The organism is Candidatus Defluviilinea proxima (assembly GCA_016721115.1).
In the GTDB taxonomy this organism is placed as follows: domain Bacteria; phylum Chloroflexota; class Anaerolineae; order Anaerolineales; family Villigracilaceae; genus Defluviilinea; species Defluviilinea proxima.
On record JADKIW010000001.1, the window covers coordinates 3080127 to 3096645 of the forward strand.

The following is a 16519-nucleotide window of genomic DNA, read 5'->3' on the forward strand; positions in this document are numbered from 1 at the left end:
TAAAGAGGTAATGTCACTTAGATGCCACAATCTGGCAACCACTGTCGAAATAGATATGCAGTTCATATCCTGTGGGGTCCAGGTTATCCTGAAAAGTTACTACGAGGTTTTGTGTAGCTGTACTTGGTATTGTGAGATTGGCGCCACCTCTCCAATCAGACCCTGATATGTCACTAGGTGAAGTGGTATCTGATGTGTTCCAAATCAAATTACCGTCCAAGGTTAAGCTATCAAGCTTTTGTGATGGCGCTGATTTTACCCAGTATGCAAAGAATCGGCTGATGGTTATGGCTGTCACATCGTTGTTGGTAATGTCCATGCCAAACTCATTGGGGTTTGGATTCCCAAAATTCGTAAGTGAAACAGAAGATCCGCATAATGGCACCAATGGAGCGTCTGGCGTTGATGTTGATGCTCCAGGAGTTGTCGGAGTCGGGCTAGGCGTATTAGTACGCGTGGGTGTGCTCGTACGCGTTGGCGTATTGGTTATAGTGGGTGTATTAGTACGTGTTGGTGTTCTTGTGGGGCCGGGAGTTTTCGTAGGCCCTGGTGTTTTTGTGGGGCCGGGCGAATGTGTGGCACTCGGAAGGACCAATAATGTATTGGTCGCAGGGACTGTGGCTGATGGTATAGGTGAAAGTGTCGGTGTGGGGACAACGGATGGTGTGGACGTGATCTGATTTTGAATCTGTCCTTGCGCATCGGTTTGAGAAACTGGGGTGATCTCGCTTGGTGTGCAGTATTGCCCGGTTAATGTGCAGGACATGTTCATTTCATCGTTTGTGAGTGGCTGGGGTTCAGATGGTGTGCCGACTGATTGATTGCCATTTGCACCACCCAATGCAACACTGACTTTTTGACCTGCACCAAAATATTGTTCCTTGCCATTTGAAACGACTCTGGCTGAACCTTTGTATACGCTGATTTCCATGTCGCCATTTTTGATGGCTTTTATACTGGCAGACCCGATCAGGGTAAGCTCAGAATTGTTAACTTTGAAATGCACGCCACTTCCATCGGGCGAAGTGATCATTAGCCCATCAAAAGGTACTTTCTCACAGGTCACTTTTCCAAGTTCGCTGGAGAAATAAAATGATTCCAGGTTTCCACTGTTGCCGCTGTCGTTATCAAGTGTAGCATTTCCAAACACCACCATTGTGACGGTTTCGCCCGGAAGAGAACGAGGTAGGTTTGCAATAACCTTGAATACCGCAACTCCCCATTCATTATTGGCAAGATTGAGAGGTGCAGCGGTAAGTCGTTTCAGCTCGTTGACGGCGATCATGTCTCCGCGTTCTGAAAAACGACGGGTTGCATTGGTCGTAAGATCGGCCTTAATAGTTGTATTGCCATAACAAACATTATTGGGGCCGGTGTTATCACAATAACTTCCGGATGATTGAATTGCTTTATCTATCAATATCTGACAACTGGCGTTATTTGCAGCCAGCGCAGTAGCAGTTCTACTGGATGGGCCACCGAGCGGAATGTACCCGCTACGAAATAAAGCAAACCCGGCAACACTGGTACATATGGTTGAGATACATAACCCAAGAAATAGCAACAGAACACCAGATTGTTGTTTCTTCTTGCGAGATGATGGACGCTTAGGTGTATGTGGAATTGGGTCGTTTGCAGATAGCGGCTGGCTGATACTTGATGGACGCAGTGTATCGAAGCGTTGTCGGGCTTCCTTGTGCTTCGGATCAAGTGCGAGAATATGTTTCAGGCATTGTAATTCCTCTTCGATGTTGTAGGCGGCATGCCAAAGAAGCTCCCATGTTGCGATGTTGTTGCGGTCCATGGTAAGCGCTTCACGTAACACCTGGCGTGCTTCCTTTTTTTGACCGGCTTTAAGGAGCTCTACAGCGTCATGAAGTTTTGCATCGAGAGAATTACCAGAATGATTCATAAAATAATGTAAAGTATACCCTGTTATTTAGCTGATGGTTCGCCGACAGAATGATGGACGATCAACAGCCTTAAACGACCTATGCGTAGTTGTGCACCATTCTTGAGATGGTAAGGTCTCTCTGGAACAAGTCGTTCATCATCCATCCATGTACCATTTGTACTTGATAGATCAGTGATTTCATATCCGGTTTCGGCTTTTCGGATCATTACATGTCGCCTTGAAAGTCCAAGATTGAAACCATCCAATCCTGAGAGGTCGAGAAAGTTTTCTGTTGAATCTTCAAACTTGCGACCAATGATAATTTCTTTTTTAACATGCAGATAGTAAGGTTTTAGCGTTCCTGCGGCATAGACAGCAATTCCATCTTCAGGGATCAATGCCTTATTGATGAGGGTTTCCGGGATTTTGGCCGAATCGGTGAATATCCCTCCGGTATTTCTTGTTGTTCTCGCCATGCCAGTGGAACTCTCTACTAATTTCTCACCACAATGAATACACATGATGGCATAACGTTCGTTTTTGTTTTTGCAAACAGGGCAAAACTTTTCTGAAGCTTCCACTATCAGTTCTCCAAACAGGTTTATTTTTCCCAAGTGTTGCCTTTGGCGTGAATATTACACCAAATCACTTGAAATCTCAACATAAAAGCAGGACAAGAGCATTTTAATTGTATTAAAATTCAACAACTAGACGTAAAGCAGAGCTATTAGTTTCATGTCAAATATACGAAATTTGGCGTATTTACTACTGTTTTACTCAAATTAATGGTGTGACGGGTATAATTCCGCCACTATGACAGCAGAAAGATTACAAAAAATTCTTGCCCAAGCTGGTTATGGATCCCGCCGTTCGTGCGAGGATCTGATCACAGCCGGGCGTGTGCGTGTAAACGGACAAATCGCCTCTCTCGGCCAAAAAGCTGACCCTGCCTCCGATAAGATTATGCTTGACGGAAAGCCCATTGCGGCGGCAGAGACATTGACATATATTGCATTACACAAGCCTCGCAATGTGTTGTCTACCGTTGAGAACGAACGCGGTGACGATCGTCAAAACGTGCGAAGTCTTGTGGATGTGCCCGGAAGCTTATATCCAGTAGGGCGGCTTGACTTCGAGAGCGAGGGGTTAGTCTTAATGACTAACGATGGTGACCTCGCCAACCGCTTGACTCATCCACGTTATGGACATACGAAAGAGTATAAAGTTCTTCTTGCTCAACGACCTGACAGAGAGCAGGTGGAAACATGGCAGCGCGGTGTTGTTTTGGAAGATGGCTATAAGACCGCGCCTGTAGATGTACGCTATGAGCAATCGCAAGGAAAAGGCGCTTGGGTGCGTGTGATTATGGCAGAAGGACGAAAGCGCCAAATTCGCGAAACGTGCAAGCAACTCGGCTTACCTGTCGTGCGGATTGTACGTATCAGAATCGGAAGCCTTGCTCTGGGTTCTCTAAAACCTCGTCAATGGCGCTATTTGACAGAGACCGAGATAAAAGAATTGAAAAACAAACCAACTCGAAAAGACAAACCCAGCTCCGCAACTCCACGGCGTAAAATTGTAAGAAAGTAATTGTTTCAATGATTTGACAAAATCACCCCAAACAAAAAATGTTTGGGGTGATTTTATATGCCATCATGAACCTGTGAAAAGTGTAATATGTTGGAGCGCCACAAATGTTGATCGAAACTGAATCAGGCTTGAGTGCATCCTGAAGCGTGGCTGTATCCAAAACATTAGCACACACGAATGTCCCAAAACTTTTTTACGATATTCTTCAGGATGGGTTTTATATCATCCTTCTTGATGCCTTCCACTTTGAAGGTGACGATCTTGGATGTCACATCCTCTCCATCGAAGAAGCCGAAGGAGATGAAGTTGCCGCCTGCATGTGCGATAGCTTTCGTGATCTTGGCTAATTGACCGGGTTTGCTTTCTACAGATGCTGTTACGCGGATGCCTTTATCGCGTGCACCCATTAGTTCGAGGAATAACTTGAAGAGATCGGTCTCAGTGATCAACCCGACCACTTTTTTGTCTTCCATTACCGGTAGACCACCGATCTGTTTGTCTGCCATGATGCGAGCGGCTTCCTCGATCGGGGTGTTCCTGTCCACTGTGATCACTTTTTTGGTCATGACATCTTTGATCTTGATCTTGCTGATCAAATAATGCATTTCCCATACACTCAGTGTCGTCAATGCCGATGGAGACGCATGGATCAGATCGTTCTCTGTGACAATGCCCACCAACTTGCCATCTTTGACAACCGGTGCACGGCTGATATGTTCTTTTCTGAACATAGCCAGCACATCATTGATGGGGGCCTCCGGTGAAATCGTAATTACCGGACGTGACATTCTTTCGCCGACAAACATATTTACCTCCTAGGGTAATGTGGACAGTAACGCCCACTATTCGTGAAATATGCTACGACAAAATTATAGACTTATTTATGCTCGTGAAAGTCATGAAACTGGAGTGATTTAGGTCACTTTATTTTTTTGCAAACTCTTTTATTACGCGTGCCATGTGACGCGCGTGTTTGAGATATAAGTCGATGCGAATGTTCTCGTTTGGTGCATGTGCGCGCGTATCAGGGTAACCGAGTCCTGCTGTTGCAACGGGTAAACCAAGGTCATGCACAAATGGATAATTGGGACCGGAGCCTCCCACCATCGGGACTAACTGCATCGGCTCCTCATAAACTTCCTCAGCTGCTTGAACGACGGTTCTTACGAAGGGGGCGTCTGGTTCTGTCCGAGCGGCCGGTTCTCCGCCCAAATATTGGATCTGTACATCTTCGAAGCCTTGAGCATCGAGATGTGCACGAAGCTTTTTGAGGATGTCTTCAGGCATTTGTCCAGGCACGAGGCGGAAATCCACTTTGGCGGAGGCAAAGGCCGGTTGAACAGTTTTCGAGCCGGGGCCTTGGTATCCACTTGTTAATCCACAGATCGTGCAGGTGGGTGTAAAGACTTCTTCTACTTTTAGGTCCGTGCCACCTGTGAGACCTTTGATGAATCCTTTAGCACCATAACGTTTTTTGTATTCATTAGCAACATCAGGAAGTGCTTCCAATAATTCGCGGTCGCGCATTGTCGGTTGTATGATGTTGTCATAGAAGCCGGGGATGAGAATGCGCTCGTCAGGTCCTTTCAGCGTGGATAAGGCCCATACTAAACGCCACGCCGCATTCGGTAAGATTGAACCGCCGAGTCCAGAGTGGACATCGGTGCCTAATGACTCAACAGAAAGCTCAACGTAACAGATGCCACGTAGTCCAAGATATTGCATGGGTACACCGCGATGGTCTACGCCGCCAAATTCCCAGATGCAGGCATCAGCTTTGAGTTTGTCTTTATTGTCGCGAATAAATTCATGTAAATGAAGGCTGGCAGTTTCCTCTTCACCTTCGATGATGAATTTGATATTACAAGGGAGGTCGCCATCGGTGGCGAGGATCGAATCAATGGCATGCAAACGTGAGACGATATGTCCTTTATCATCGCTGATACCGCGACCGTACATTTTGCCTTCGCGTATCTCTGGCTCAAAAGGAGGTGAATCCCAAAGTTCAAGTGGTTCGGGAGGTTGCACATCGTAATGATTGTAGAAGAGTAGGGTCTTATTGCTTTTGCCTTTTCGTTCTGCAAACACGACAGGCGCGCCTACTGTATCCATGACTTCAGCAGTAAAGCCGCGTGCACGAAGCATATCGGCTACGAGGCTGGCACATTCTTTTAGACCAATGCCTTGTGCACTGATACTGGGTTGCGATACGAGTTTGCCAAGTTCATCGAGACTGGTGCTGAGATTCTTTTCAAGATACGAATCGATCTTTTGATATTCAGACATATTGTGTTCCTTAGTCCATGAAGTTAGTCAACCATGTGAGGGAGTAGTGCCCCGCAATTGCGAATAGTGTCATTTTGATGATCTGTCCGCCCCATGTGAATACTAAAAAGGTCCGCATGGGCATTTTGGCAATGCCTGCGGCGATACCTGCCACATCGAAGAAAGGATTGGGGATTGCAGATAAAACCAGTATCGCCCAACCGCCATATTGATTCACCCAGGGTTTGAAGCGTTCGTAAATGTCTGTGCGTTCGATTACGGCTTGTCCGCTGAAGCCTGCGAGGTAGCCAGAGAGTTCACCGACAGCGCCACCTGTCCCTGCCGCAAGGCCAACTCCAAGGGGATTAAAGACAGCTCCCATTGCGTAGACGATGGCTACGCCGGGTGCTGGCAGAAGGACCGTTGCATTCGCCAGCAACGCAATCACAAAGATACCAGCGTAACCAAATTTCTCGAACTCCGCCACATGTTCCCGGATGTTGTAGATGGAAAGCGTGATCCCTACAACAGCAAGCAGAGAAATGATGCGGAGGATATTGGTTCGTAAAGAGGATGATGCAGGCTTTGTATCGTGATTTTTTTTGTCCAAAGGTATCTCTTTGTTGAAGCGTATAAAGAGCGCGCATGAGTTGTTTATGACTCTGCGCGCTCTTGAATTTCATTCTGGAATTTCTTATTCGCTTTCTTCGATGGTGACACTGACGATTTTCACCGCAGGTGCGTTACGGTTGTTTGGGTCACGCGGCGGGATGGACATGAGCACATCAAGCCCTTCCACAACTTGACCAAAAACACTGTGGCGGTTGTCCAAGTGGGGGGTGGGCCCGTGTGTGATGAAGAATTGTGAGCCGTTTGTGCCTGGACCTGCATTTGCCATGGAAAGTACGCCTTGCTTATCGTGCCTGAGGCTGGGGTGGAATTCATCACCGAACTTGTAACCGGGGCCGCCCATGCCGGTGCCGGTGGGGTCACCACCCTGTGCCATGAAGTTGTCAATTACGCGGTGAAAGATAACACCATCGTAGAATCCTTCGCGGGAGAGAAATACGAAACTATTAACGGTATTGGGGGTCTTATCGGCGAAGAGTTCGATGACCATGGTGCCTTTGTCGGTTTCCATGTGTGCCTTGTATTTTTTCTTGGGGTCGATCTGCATTGCGGGTGGGGTAGTCCATTGTTTTGCCATTATTTTCTCCTTATGAGTAGTATGTTACTTTGTGATGCTTCTTTAGTCTCCCTTCTTTCCCGATCTCGAAAGAGAGACTAAAGAATTTTACAATCTATTTTAACAAGGCTTCAATTCGCGCTACGACCATATCGAGCGCGGCGGCATTGTGTCCACCTTCGGGGATGATAACATCTGCATATCGTTTGGATGGCTCTACAAATTCGAGGTGCATAGGGCGAACAGTTGCTTGATATTGCCGGATGACAGACTCGGTTGTTCGTCCGCGTTCGGTGATATCGCGTTCGAGTCGGCGGATGAAGCGTAGGTCGGAGTCGGTATCCACGAAGATTTTTAAGTCAAACATTTTTCGTAGGTCGGCTTCGGTGAAGATGAGAATCCCTTCCACGACTATGACTTTACGCGGTTGAACTGTAAATGTTTGGCTGGTGCGGCTATGAGTGGAGAAATCGTAGATCGGGACCTCAACAGATTTCCCGTTACGAAGAGACGCGATGTGTTGTATCAGGAGTTCTGTTTCGAGTGAGTTGGGATGATCGAAGTTGACTTCTGCTTTTTGTGCAGGAGGAAGTCCACTAATATCTTTGTAGTAAGAGTCATGTTGAAGGAATGCAATGCGGTCTGGCCCAACGCGTTGCAAGATCTCTTGGGCAACTGTCGTTTTTCCTGAACCTGATCCGCCTGCAATGCCGATGACCAAGGGGTCTGGATGTTGCATGCTCGAATTATACCCAGTGCAGACATAAATGGCGCTTTTTCAAAAGCAAAGTTTGTGTCTGTGGACAACATGCAATAATAAAATCCCCTCTCGATTGGAGAGGGGATTGGGTTATCTTACATTCCTGCCATATAGGCGAGGCCAACTGTACCTGGGCCTGTGTTCGCTCCTACCGTTGGGCTGACTGCGGCGAAGACTGTTTCCACAGGGTTCACTAGAGGCGATATCTTATCAACCAGTATCTTCGCATCGCTTTCTGCGTTGGCGTGTAACGTGGCGATGTGGACCGGTGATTTACCAGCACATTTCTCCGCGATCAATTCGACGACGCGATCGAGTGCCTTGCCTCGTGTGCGGACTCTTTCCAACGCTTCCACACGTCCGCCTTCAACGGTCAGGATGGGCTTGAGGTTGAGTGCTGTTCCGAGGAACCTTTGTGCTCCCCCGATCCTTCCACCACGATGCAGAAACTCAAGAGTATCAACCGTAAGGTACAGGCCAGTGTGGGCGCGTGCTTTTTCAACGAGTGCTTTGCAGTCAGCCATGGATGCACCGTCTACTGCGGCGCGTGCGGCTGTGAGAATCTGAAAGCCCATTGCCATGGCCGTTGTTTCAGAGTCTAGGATGTGGACCTTTTCCTTGCCACTGGCAAGCTCCTCTCGTCCGAGTGTGGCAGATTGTAGTGTGCCAGACAATTTGGATGAGAGAAATACGCCCAGTACTTCATATCCTTGCTCGATAAGATTGTTAAAGGTCTTATGCATGTTGACTATGGAAACTTGCGAAGTGGATGGCATGACCTTGGCGGTCTTTAGCCGTGTATAGAACTGTTCAGATGTGATAGTTACATCATCCTCAAATGTCTCATTTTCCCAAATGACCACTTGGGGAACCACTGTGATTGGGTACTTCTCCCTTACTTCCCGGGGAATATATGCCGTGCTGTCTGTTACAAACGCGATCTTTGACATGCCCGCTCCTTTTATATTGGTTGGAATTTTGGTCTTTCCACTTTTGTCTTAAACACATTGTCTGACACGAGGATACGAATTGTTAGGTATAATACTTCCGCAAGTTATTGCTTTGAAACTCTCATCGAGGAGCCGACTTTGGCGTTTAACCCGATTAATTGGCTATTAGGCCTGTTTTCATTAGATATAGCGATCGACCTGGGGACCGCGAACACTTTGGTGAATGTGCGCGGAAAGGGTATCGTTATTAATGAACCGTCCTGGGTCACAATAGATAAACGTTTGCGCCAGCCGCTGGCGATTGGCCTGGAAGCCAAGGAAATGATGGGCCGTACGCCTGGAAATGTGGCTGTTGTCCGTCCGTTGCGCGATGGCGTGATTTCAGATTTCGATATTACACAGGTTATGCTCGAATACTTTATTGGTCGTGTCCATGAGCAGAGTGTTGTACCACTACCTCGTCCGCGTGTGGTTGTGGGTATCCCCACCGGCGTGACGGAAGTGGAGAAGCGAGCGGTCTATGATGCGGTCATGGCGTCAGGGGCGAGAGCCGCTTATTTGATCGAGGAACCAATTGCCGCGGCGTTGGGAGCGGGGCTTCCCGTCTCAGATATTCATGGAAGCATGGTTGTAGATATCGGCGGCGGGACGACTGAAGTGGCTGTGCTGTCCATGAGCGGTGTAGTGGCTTCCCGTTCACTGCGTGTGGCTGGCGATGAAATGGATCAGGATATCGTCCAGTATTTGCGAAATAAATACAACTTGCTGGTTGGCGAAGGGATCGCTGAGCAGATCAAATGGAAGATCGGTTCTGCATATCCGCTTCAACCTGAAAAGACAATGGAAGTACGTGGTCGCAACCTTGTCACCGGTTTACCTGAGAGCATTGAAGTCTCTTCCATAGAAATGCGTGAGGCATTATCTGGTTCAGTGCAAGTGATCGTGGATACGATCCGTGACGCATTGGATGAGGTCCCGCCTGAGATCGTTTCGGACTTGATGGATGTTGGCATTTGTCTGGCGGGAGGCGGGGGCTTGTTGCAAGGCCTTGCAGATCGCTTGACCGATGAGTTGAAGTTGCGTGTTTGGGTTGCCGAAGACCCACTTACTTGTGTGGCACGTGGCGCTGGTATGGTGTTCGAAGACTTTGATGTTTTGAGCCGCTATTTGGTCGGCTTGGAACGCGGTAGTACACGTCATACACTGTAAAGTGTATTGCGCCCTTTGTGGCGACTTTATAGCACACTAACATGAGGAATTCTTTTTCACGTACGATTCAAACAACGATCATTTTCCTGGTCGTGGGGGGAGTGATGGCGCTTGCATTGGGTGGGTACTTTAGCAGTGCGTCCAACGTGTTCACTGATACATTGATCAATGCGCAATCCTGGTTCTCTTCACGCTTTATTGCCGTGCAGGATTTTTTCACATCGCCACGTGATATTGCATCCCTGCGTCAGCAAAATACGCAATTGCAGAACGATGTTGCCAATCTTCAGGCACAGGTGATCCAACTCCAACAACAAGTGGGTGAGACGCAAGTGCTTGCCGCATTGGTTGATTTTTCGCGTGCAAGGCCTGAAAACACTTACAAGGCTGCGGCCGTGATCGGACGTGACCCGAGTCCATTTCTTCATTATGTCATCATCAACCGTGGATCAAATGATGGGATTTTGCGTGGGATGCCTGTTGTGACCGATCAAGGCTTGGTTGGCCGTGTGGATGCTGTCATCGCGGATGCGGCTCGTGTCCAACTGGTGACTGATCCCGCTTCGAGTGTCAATGTTCGCCTGCAGAACGCAGAAGTGGAAGCGTCTTTGATCGGCTCTGTGACTGGCGACGTGGTCTTGCAATTGATTCCGCAAGATGCGGTTGTGGAGACCGGTGATCTCGTTTTGACATCTGGTTTGGGTGGTGGTTACCCTCCAGACCTGATCGTTGGACAGGTGGTCAATGTCCGCTCACGGGATTATGATCTTTTCCAACAAGCTACCATTCAACCTGTTGTAGACTTCAATCGTTTGCAGATTGTCCTTGTTATCGTGAACTTTAAACCTGTGGATATTTCCCCATTGTTGCCATCCCCATAAAATGAAAAATCTTATAGCAGTTCCAGTGATTCTTTTGTCTGTGATTCTGCAATCGGCTGTGGTCAGCAGAATTACTCTACTCTCCGGCTATGCAGACCTTCCGCTTGTCATGCTTACCGCTTGGGCATTACAGGACCAGGTCGATTCTGCGTGGCATTGGGCGGTGGCGACAGGTGCATTGGTAGGATTTGTCTCCGGCATCAATTGGGCTGTACCTGTTGTTGCTTATATCCTTGTGGTTGCGTTGGCCAAGGTTTTACGAATGCGTGTATGGCAGGCTCCTTTGTTAGCCATGTTCACAGTTACCTTTTTAGGTACTATAGTTTTAGGTGTTCTTTCGCTGGTGTCTCTTCGCGTCATCGGCGTCTCGATAGAGATTCGCGATGCTTTTGGGTTGTTAACGCTTCCGAGTGTTTTGTTGAATATGCTATTTGCCATTCCGGTGTATGCTGTTATGCGTGATCTTGCACACTGGATGTATCCGTCCCCGGAGGTTGAATGAATTCAGGAACGACCAATCGATATAAAGTTCCAACATGGCGTTTGCTTGTTATTTATGGAGTCATGTTCGTGTTTGTAGCGGCGATCGTAATTCGCCTCGCCAATTTACAGGTGTTTGATACTTCAACATGGACAGCTCAAGCCACTGAGAACTATACGTTGTCGATCACTGACCCTGCTCAACGCGGTATCATCTACGACCGTAATGGGTATGTTCTCGCTCGCAATGTGGCATCCTACAATATTGTGATCACGCCTGCCAGCCTTCCCGATGATGATGCAGATATTCAACGGATCTATCGTGATGTCTCAGAATTAACGGGTGTTCCCGCTGGTGGCCCAGTTACGGATGAGACGCTCGAATTCGCAAAATTATTTTCTGCTTGTGTACCAGGCCCCACGATCGCGGATATGGTTGAGCTTGGGGCATCTCTAGCTCCTTATACACCTGTCAAGATAGCCTGTAATGTTGACGAAGAACTGGCACGAGTCGTTGGCGAGAAGGCAGTGGATTGGCCTGGTGTGGCAGTAGAAATTGAGCCTGTTCGGGATTATCCAACTGGCTCGTTGACATCAAATGTCATAGGATTCTTGGGGCCGATCCCTGCAGTAAGTCAAGCAGATTATGAAAAGCTTGGTTTCGTTGTTAACCGTGACAAGATCGGCTACTCTGGTGTGGAATCATCGCTTGATGACCTTTTGATCGGTAGGAATGGTTTACGAATTGTCCAAAGAGATGTGGCAGGTGCCATAGTCCGAAACCTAAAGCCTCCAGTTCCGCCTACGCCGGGTGGCAATGTGGTTTTAACCATTGATACCCGTTTACAAAAAGCCGCAGAGACTGCTTTGGTAGATGAAATAAAATCCTGGAATGCTTACTTTGGAACTGATCGCATTTCAAGTGGTGTAGTCATAGCGATGAATCCCAAGACTGGCGAAATCCTCTCGATGGTGTCCTGGCCAACCTATGAAAACAACCGGATGGCAAGGTTTATTCCTGGTTACTATTACAATCAATTGTTTGAAGACCCGCGACATCCTTTGGTGAACACGGCCATCTCTGGAGAGCTTGCGCCAGGATCCGTTTATAAGCTGACCACGGCGACCGGTGCTTTCAACGAAGGCGTCATTAAACCGGGGGATATTGTAAAGACACCCGGGAAACTTGTTTTGTGTGAAAGATTTTCTCCCAATGATCCGTGTACAGATGCAAATTCCCGTCCTTTCGTAGATTGGATCTACAACAGGCGCGGTGTGATCAATGGAGCAGGCTTCGGCGCTTTGGATTTCTATCACTGTATCGCTTATTCGAGTAACGTATGTTTTTATAAGCTCGGTGGCGGCTTTGAAAATGAGATCGAGGAAGGATTGGGCATTTATCGTTTGGGTGAATATGCGCGGGCGTTGGGATATGGTGAACGGTCTGGTATTCAACTCCCTGGTGAAGAGAACGGGCTTGTCCCATCCCCACAGTGGAAACGTATCAATCAAGGGGAGAACTGGTCTACAGGCGATACCTATATTGCCAGCGTGGGGCAGGGATATGTATTGGTTACGCCTTTGCAGGTTTTGTTGTCTGGGGCAACGATTGCCAATCGTGGCAAACTGGTACAGCCGACCATTGTGAAGGAGGTCCTTGATGACGAAGGGCGTGTAATCCCTGCCTGGTTTGATCCAAAAGACTTTTCCATATACATGGGAAAGCAAATTGCAGAGTCAAGTGGAAATGTCCAGACGGTGTGGATCAATCCTGCCAAACCTGATCAAGTACTTTTGACTCCGCCACAAGGAAGTTATCAGATCTCTCCATTCACGCCAAATATAAAATGGGACCTCACTGACCCTCAGACACCAAAAATTCAAGAATGGAATTGCGATGCTGGATATTGTGACCCGACCGGTGAACTGAAGATCGTAAAGCCTGAGTCAATTGAAGCTGTGCGTACAGGTACTCGCTTGGCGGTTACATCTGATCCGCTCGGCACTCTTTTTAATGTATTTAATACTGAATATCCTTTGCCTGTTGCAGTCGCAGGTAAGACAGGTACAGCCGAATATTGTGACGATGTTGCGAACAAAGCAGGACGTTGTCAATTTGGTTCGTGGCCTACGCATGCGTGGACCTTAGCGTATGCGCCCTTCGATGACCCGGAGATCATTATCGTTGCATTTGTGTATAACGGTGAAGAAGGTGGTACAGTTGCAGCACCGATCGTGGCGCGTGTCATGCAAGCCTATTTTGAATTGAAATCTGTTGATCTTGCCAAAACTTCCGGTGGATAAGACCACCCGGAACTTAATGCTATAATTTTATGAACACTTCATCTATGAATGAGACAAACTCTCTGATTCAAATTAAAGGCCTGCGCGATGGACTTCTTGTCTCATTGAGTGATGCTTCGTGGGAAAATCAACTCACCGCGTTGATGACACAGGTAGATGCACAACCGTCTTTTTTTCAGGGTGCGCGTCTTGCTTTGGATGTTGCGAGCCAGGTATTACATGTCAACGACCTTGTATCCTTGCGCGATCAACTATCGGAACGAGGTATTTTTCTTTGGGCGGTGCTCAGCGAATCGCCTACTACTGAGCAAACCTCGCAATTGCTTGGCCTCGCCACCCGCATTTCAAAACCAAGACCGGAAGAATCCCGTCGCTTTGCAGTAGAAGACCTTGGTGACGAGACTGCCTTGTTTCTGGATCGTACGCTTCGGTCGGGAACGCGGATTGAATTTGCTGGTCACGTAGTAGTTCTAGGAGATGTGAATCCCGGCGCCGAAATTGTAGCGGACGGGAACGTTATAATCTGGGGACGCCTACGTGGTATGGTTCATGCAGGATTAAAAGGTAACCGTGAAGCTGTTGTCTGTGCACTGGACTTTCTGCCCATGCAACTGCGTATCGCAGATGAAGTATCTGCAACGTTGGAATCGCAAACACAAACCAAGCCTCGTCCGCAGATCGCTCGCATCAACGAATTTGGAAAACTACAGGCTGAAGACTGGTCGCCCGGCTAGTCCACGCCCATCTTAACTACAGGAAAACCATTATGCCTGCACAAGTCGTCACCGTTACATCTGGAAAGGGCGGGGTTGGAAAAACCACCGCTGTTGCAAACCTTGCTGTTGCACTTGCTTCCAGCGGGTCTAAAGTGGTTTGTATTGACGGTGACATTGGTCTCCGCAACCTCGATGTGATTCTCGGACTTGAGAATCGCATCGTGTATGACATTGTAGATGTGATCGAAGGTCGTTGTCGTTTGAAACAGGCAATGATCCGTGATAAGAAACTGCCAGAGTTATATCTGATCCCTGCGGCGCAGACTCGTGACAAGAATGCTGTTTCTGCCAGCGACATGAACCGTGTTGTGAAAGACCTTCGTGCTGAATGTGATTTTGTCCTCATCGATTCACCTGCTGGTATTGAGCGTGGTTTCAAAAATGCCATCGCACCGGCCGATCGTGTCCTTGTGGTGACCAATCCTGAGGTCAGTGCGGTGCGTGATGCGGACCGTGTGATCGGTATTCTTGAAGCTGAAGAAAAAGGTCCAGGGGCGCTGATCCTGAATCGTCTCAATCCTGCCCTTGTGAAAAAACAGGATATGCTCTCGGCTGATGATGTGCTTGATCTTCTTGCGATTGAATTGATCGGCATTGTCCCTGAAGATGAAGGCGTGATCGTTGGTTCCAATCGGGGAGTGCCTGTTTCTGCAGATCCTAAAAGTAAGGCTGGGCAGGCATTTCGTAACATCGCCCGCCGCCTCAAAGGTGAAGAAGTTCCATTCCTTGATCTGGATAGTTCAGATAGCCTTTGGGATCGGATTCAAAAACTGGCGGGGAGGAAGTAACCATGTCATTCTTTGATAAACTCCTCGGGAAGAAACATAGTGCGGATAGCGCCAAGGAACGCCTGCAACTTGTCCTCATTCATGACCGGACGGATCTGACTCCTGCCGAGCTTGAATCGCTTCGAGATGATTTGGTTGCCACCATCAGCCGTCACGTCGAAATCGATGCGACAGCCATGCAGTTTGGCATGGAGCATGATGGACGCTCACAGAGATTAGTGGCCGATATTCCCATTAAGAATGCCGCACGCCGTCGGGCATCGAGAAAATCCAAAGCCAAGTAAGTAGTTTTATGCTTCGTGATGTTTCATGGCGGTATTTTGATTTTTGGTTGCTGGGTGCTGTGGTGCTTGCCACGGCTTTTGGCACAACCATGATCCGTTCAGCAATTGCGGGGAATGAAGTGTTGCTACCACTTATCAATCGCCAGATCTATTTTGCCCTTGTTGGGTTGGTTGTTATCTTTGTCGTTGCGGCAATTGATTATCGTTTCTGGTTGTCACTCTACAAACCCATCTTTTTTATCGTAAGCATTCTTTTGTTTTCTCTCTATCTCAGCGCCCAGGCAGTGTTTGGTGCGGCTCGTTGGTTCCAAGTGGGTGTGTTGTTCCTTCAACCAACTGAGTTTGCGAAGATTGCCGCCATCCTCCTGCTTGCCCGTTATTTCGATAAGACTCAAAATGAACCTCGTGACCTGCGGTGGATACTTTTTGCATTCTTTTGGACAATGGGTCTTGGCATCTGGATCCTTCTTCAACCCAATTTGAGTAACGTAGTCGTGTTGATGGTCATCCTGGGAGCTTTACTGTGGTTCAACGGAATCGAATTGAAATATATCGCTTTGTTTGGTGTTGTGGGTGCCGTATTGATCGGCGCTGTTGTTGGTCTTTCTGTTGCCGGTATCCGCATCCCATTTTTACAGGCCTATCAGCAACAACGTATCGTCAATTTCGTTTTGCCTGACCCTAATGCAACCTTTGGTGAAACCTATAATATTACTCAGGCAAAGATCGCCATCGGTTCGGGCGGGCTGTTCGGCAAAGGATATGGACACGGCACCCAGACCCAGTTGCGCTTCTTAAAAGTGCGCCACACAGACTTTATCTTTTCTGCTGTATCTGAAGAGTTTGGTTTTGTTGGGGCATTGTTCGTAGTCATTGTGATTGTATTGATCATATGGAGATGCTTGCGTGCCGCCCAGATGGCACGAGATGTTGCTGGGATGTCTATTGCGTATGGTGTGGCGACATTGATCTTCTTTCAGGGTATGGTCAATATCAGCGTGAACCTGAATATCGTGCCGGTCTCTGGTTTGCCTTTGCCGTTCGTCAGTTATGGCGGTAGCGGTCTTACATCCCTCATGTTGGGCATCGGACTTGTGGAAAGCGTTGCGATGCGCTATAAGCAAATGGACTTTTAATCTATATCATAGCAAC

17 protein-coding genes are annotated in these 16519 nt (G+C 47.9%); 9 read left to right on the forward strand and 8 right to left on the reverse strand.

The features are described 5' to 3' along the window. Positions 1–13 precede the first annotated feature (13 nt). Both IPP66_14310 and IPP66_14315 read right to left on the reverse strand, forming a co-directional pair. Entirely contained in the window at positions 14–1912 is a 1899-nt protein-coding gene (locus tag IPP66_14310) for a hypothetical protein (protein ID MBK9926445.1), read from the reverse strand. 23 nt (positions 1913–1935) lie between these two features. Then, entirely contained in the window at positions 1936–2475 is a 540-nt protein-coding gene (locus IPP66_14315) for an FHA domain-containing protein (protein ID MBK9926446.1), read from the reverse strand. A 232-nt stretch (positions 2476–2707) separates the two neighbouring features. On the opposite strand from IPP66_14315, the gene IPP66_14320 reads away from it, so the two are divergent. After that, positions 2708–3484: an rRNA pseudouridine synthase gene (locus IPP66_14320; protein MBK9926447.1), complete on the forward strand. Its 777-nt coding sequence runs from the start codon at positions 2708–2710 to the stop codon at positions 3482–3484. 164 nt (positions 3485–3648) lie between these two features. Here IPP66_14320 and IPP66_14325 read toward each other — a convergent pair whose 3' ends face one another. The 6 genes from IPP66_14325 to IPP66_14350 all read right to left on the reverse strand — a co-directional run bounded on the left by IPP66_14325 (position 3649) and on the right by IPP66_14350 (position 8645). Beyond that, on the reverse strand, positions 3649–4290 hold the full coding sequence (locus IPP66_14325) for a CBS domain-containing protein (protein MBK9926448.1): 642 nt from the start codon (positions 4288–4290) through the stop codon (positions 3649–3651). A 118-nt stretch (positions 4291–4408) separates the two neighbouring features. Beyond that, positions 4409–5770 (reverse strand): M20/M25/M40 family metallo-hydrolase, encoded by a 1362-nt coding sequence (locus IPP66_14330; protein MBK9926449.1) that lies wholly within the window; start codon positions 5768–5770, stop codon positions 4409–4411. Between the two features lie 10 nt (positions 5771–5780). Beyond that, positions 5781–6359 carry a VTT domain-containing protein gene (locus IPP66_14335; GenBank protein ID MBK9926450.1) on the reverse strand — a complete coding sequence of 193 codons (579 nt, stop codon included), beginning with the start codon at positions 6357–6359 and terminating at the stop codon, positions 5781–5783. Between the two features lie 84 nt (positions 6360–6443). Beyond that, positions 6444–6956 (reverse strand): peptidylprolyl isomerase, encoded by a 513-nt coding sequence (locus IPP66_14340; GenBank protein MBK9926451.1) that lies wholly within the window; start codon positions 6954–6956, stop codon positions 6444–6446. A gap of 94 nt (positions 6957–7050) precedes the next feature. Then, positions 7051–7674, reverse strand: coding sequence for a uridine kinase (gene udk, locus IPP66_14345; protein MBK9926452.1), 624 nt, complete (start codon positions 7672–7674; stop codon positions 7051–7053). Positions 7675–7790: 116 nt separating this feature from the next. Then, a complete protein-coding gene (locus tag IPP66_14350; protein MBK9926453.1) occupies positions 7791–8645 on the reverse strand; it encodes a DegV family protein in 855 nt (284 codons plus the stop codon). Between the two features lie 138 nt (positions 8646–8783). Here IPP66_14350 and IPP66_14355 point away from each other — a divergent pair, with 138 nt between their 5' ends. The 8 genes from IPP66_14355 to IPP66_14390 are packed head-to-tail and all read left to right on the forward strand — an operon-like array spanning position 8784 to position 16503. Then, positions 8784–9854, forward strand: coding sequence for a rod shape-determining protein (locus IPP66_14355; protein ID MBK9926454.1), 1071 nt, complete (start codon positions 8784–8786; stop codon positions 9852–9854). A 41-nt stretch (positions 9855–9895) separates the two neighbouring features. Further along, the gene (gene mreC, locus IPP66_14360) at positions 9896–10735 is read left to right on the forward strand and encodes a rod shape-determining protein MreC (protein MBK9926455.1); all 840 of its coding nucleotides are present in this window, start codon (positions 9896–9898) and stop codon (positions 10733–10735) included. A 1-nt stretch (position 10736) separates the two neighbouring features. After that, positions 10737–11237 (forward strand): hypothetical protein, encoded by a 501-nt coding sequence (locus IPP66_14365; protein ID MBK9926456.1) that lies wholly within the window; start codon positions 10737–10739, stop codon positions 11235–11237. Continuing rightward, complete coding sequence (locus IPP66_14370; GenBank protein MBK9926457.1) at positions 11234–13519, forward strand: hypothetical protein; 2286 nt, start codon at positions 11234–11236, stop codon at positions 13517–13519. The genes IPP66_14365 and IPP66_14370 overlap by 4 nt, the downstream gene beginning before the upstream one ends. A gap of 44 nt (positions 13520–13563) precedes the next feature. Further along, complete coding sequence (gene minC / locus IPP66_14375) at positions 13564–14253, forward strand: septum site-determining protein MinC (GenBank protein ID MBK9926458.1); 690 nt, start codon at positions 13564–13566, stop codon at positions 14251–14253. Positions 14254–14285: 32 nt separating this feature from the next. Further along, complete coding sequence (gene minD / locus IPP66_14380; protein ID MBK9926459.1) at positions 14286–15083, forward strand: septum site-determining protein MinD; 798 nt, start codon at positions 14286–14288, stop codon at positions 15081–15083. Positions 15084–15085: 2 nt separating this feature from the next. After that, positions 15086–15367, forward strand: a complete 282-nt coding sequence (gene minE / locus IPP66_14385) for a cell division topological specificity factor MinE (protein MBK9926460.1) — start codon at positions 15086–15088, stop codon at positions 15365–15367. Positions 15368–15375: 8 nt separating this feature from the next. Further along, the gene (locus tag IPP66_14390) at positions 15376–16503 is read left to right on the forward strand and encodes a rod shape-determining protein RodA (GenBank protein MBK9926461.1); all 1128 of its coding nucleotides are present in this window, start codon (positions 15376–15378) and stop codon (positions 16501–16503) included. Positions 16504–16519 lie beyond the last annotated feature (16 nt).

Coding starts and splice junctions, on each gene's coding strand:
- IPP66_14310 (MBK9926445.1), bottom strand. CDS start 1,912: ATGAATCATTCTGGTAATTCTCTCGATGCAAAACTTCATGACGCTGTA.
- IPP66_14320 (MBK9926447.1), top strand. CDS start 2,708: ATGACAGCAGAAAGATTACAAAAAATTCTTGCCCAAGCTGGTTATGGA.
- IPP66_14325 (MBK9926448.1), bottom strand. CDS start 4,290: ATGTTTGTCGGCGAAAGAATGTCACGTCCGGTAATTACGATTTCACCG.
- IPP66_14330 (MBK9926449.1), bottom strand. CDS start 5,770: ATGTCTGAATATCAAAAGATCGATTCGTATCTTGAAAAGAATCTCAGC.
- IPP66_14340 (MBK9926451.1), bottom strand. CDS start 6,956: ATGGCAAAACAATGGACTACCCCACCCGCAATGCAGATCGACCCCAAG.
- udk (MBK9926452.1), bottom strand. CDS start 7,674: ATGCAACATCCAGACCCCTTGGTCATCGGCATTGCAGGCGGATCAGGT.
- IPP66_14350 (MBK9926453.1), bottom strand. CDS start 8,645: ATGTCAAAGATCGCGTTTGTAACAGACAGCACGGCATATATTCCCCGG.
- mreC (MBK9926455.1), top strand. CDS start 9,896: ATGAGGAATTCTTTTTCACGTACGATTCAAACAACGATCATTTTCCTG.
- IPP66_14365 (MBK9926456.1), top strand. CDS start 10,737: ATGAAAAATCTTATAGCAGTTCCAGTGATTCTTTTGTCTGTGATTCTG.
- IPP66_14370 (MBK9926457.1), top strand. CDS start 11,234: ATGAATTCAGGAACGACCAATCGATATAAAGTTCCAACATGGCGTTTG.
- minC (MBK9926458.1), top strand. CDS start 13,564: ATGAATGAGACAAACTCTCTGATTCAAATTAAAGGCCTGCGCGATGGA.
- minD (MBK9926459.1), top strand. CDS start 14,286: ATGCCTGCACAAGTCGTCACCGTTACATCTGGAAAGGGCGGGGTTGGA.
- minE (MBK9926460.1), top strand. CDS start 15,086: ATGTCATTCTTTGATAAACTCCTCGGGAAGAAACATAGTGCGGATAGC.
- IPP66_14390 (MBK9926461.1), top strand. CDS start 15,376: ATGCTTCGTGATGTTTCATGGCGGTATTTTGATTTTTGGTTGCTGGGT.